This window comes from Micropruina sp., assembly GCF_027492755.1.
Taxonomy (GTDB): Bacteria; Actinomycetota; Actinomycetes; order Propionibacteriales; family Propionibacteriaceae; genus Micropruina.
Map to the genome: position 1 here is coordinate 1 of NZ_JAPUED010000171.1, position 1,353 is coordinate 1,353.

Below are 1,353 nucleotides of genomic sequence, written 5' to 3' on the forward strand. Positions count from 1 at the left end.
AACGGTTCAATGTGGCCGGCGCGCTGCTGGTGAAGCTGTTCGGCGATCCCCGGCGTGAGGACCGTGAGTACGCCGGGCATGCTGCCGGCGTCCGTGACACCGGGATCAGCCTGGCCGTGAACCGGTCGGTGTTCTTCGTGGCGCTCGCCCTGGTGGCGTCCCTGGCGACGGCGATGGTCTATGGCGTGGGTGGTGTGATGGCCGTCAATGGGGCGCTGACCGTGGGCACTCTGCTCGCCCTGGCCGCACTGCTGGCCCGGCTGTACGCACCGCTCACCGCCCTGTCCAACGTCCGGGTCGATGTGATGACCGCGTTGGTGTCGTTCGAGCGGGTCTTCGAGGTGCTCGACCTGAAGCCGCTGGTCTCCGAACGCCCGGACGCCGTTCCGGTGCCGTCCGGGCCGGTGCGGGTCGAGGTCGACGCGGTGAGCTTCCGCTACCCGTCCGCCGATGAGATCTCGCTGGCCTCGCTCGAGGGTGCCGCGACCGGTGACCGCCGAGGCGGTGGCGATGTGCTGCACGACATCTCGTTCACCGTCGAACCCGGCGCGATGGTGGCGCTGGTGGGCCCCAGCGGTGCCGGCAAGACGACGATCACCTCGCTGGTGGCGCGGCTGTACGACCCGACCGGCGGCGCGATCCGGATCAACGGCGTCGACCTGCGCGATGCGACCCTGACCTCACTGCACGACCGGGTGGGGGTCGTCACCCAGGAGGCGCACCTGTTCCACGACACCATCCGCGCGAACCTGCTGTACGCCAAGCCGGACGCCACCGACGCCGAACTCGAGGCGGTGCTGCGAGCCGCCCAGGTGTGGCGGCTGGTCGATTCGCTGCCGGAGGGACTCGACACGGTGGTGGGCGACCGTGGACATCGCCTCTCCGGCGGCGAGAAGCAGCGGTTCGCACTGGCCCGGCTGTTGCTGAAGGGGCCTGGCCTGCTCGTGCTGGACGAGGCGACGGCCCACCTGGACAGCGAGAGCGAGGTGGCCGTCCAGCACGCTCTGGACGCCGCGCTGCGCGACCGTACCTCGATCGTGATCGCCCACCGGCTCTCCACCGTGCGCGGTGCCGACCGCATCCTGGTCGTCGACGGCGGGCGGATCGTCGAACAGGGCACGCATCTTGAGCTGCTCGCCGCCGGCGGTATCTACGCCGAGCTGTACCGCACCCAGTTCGCCGACCAGGCGCCGGAAGTGCGGCAGCTGGATGAGCATGCGGTGAGCTGAGGCCGACCCCGCCGGCCAAGCAGATCGCTCGTCGCCGTTGGTCGAGCTTGTCGAGACCTGGTTTCGACAAGCTCAACCAACGGTCGCTGTCATCCCGGGCTCCGACCCGGGATCTCGGTCATGT

General features: G+C 69.8%; 1 protein-coding gene. It reads left to right on the plus strand.

Annotated features, from left to right (window positions below):
• Window positions 1-1,229: ABC transporter ATP-binding protein (locus Q0066_RS11805; protein WP_298133120.1), on the plus strand; the 1,229-nt coding region annotated here is incomplete at its 5' end.
• Window positions 1,230-1,353 lie beyond the last annotated feature (124 nt).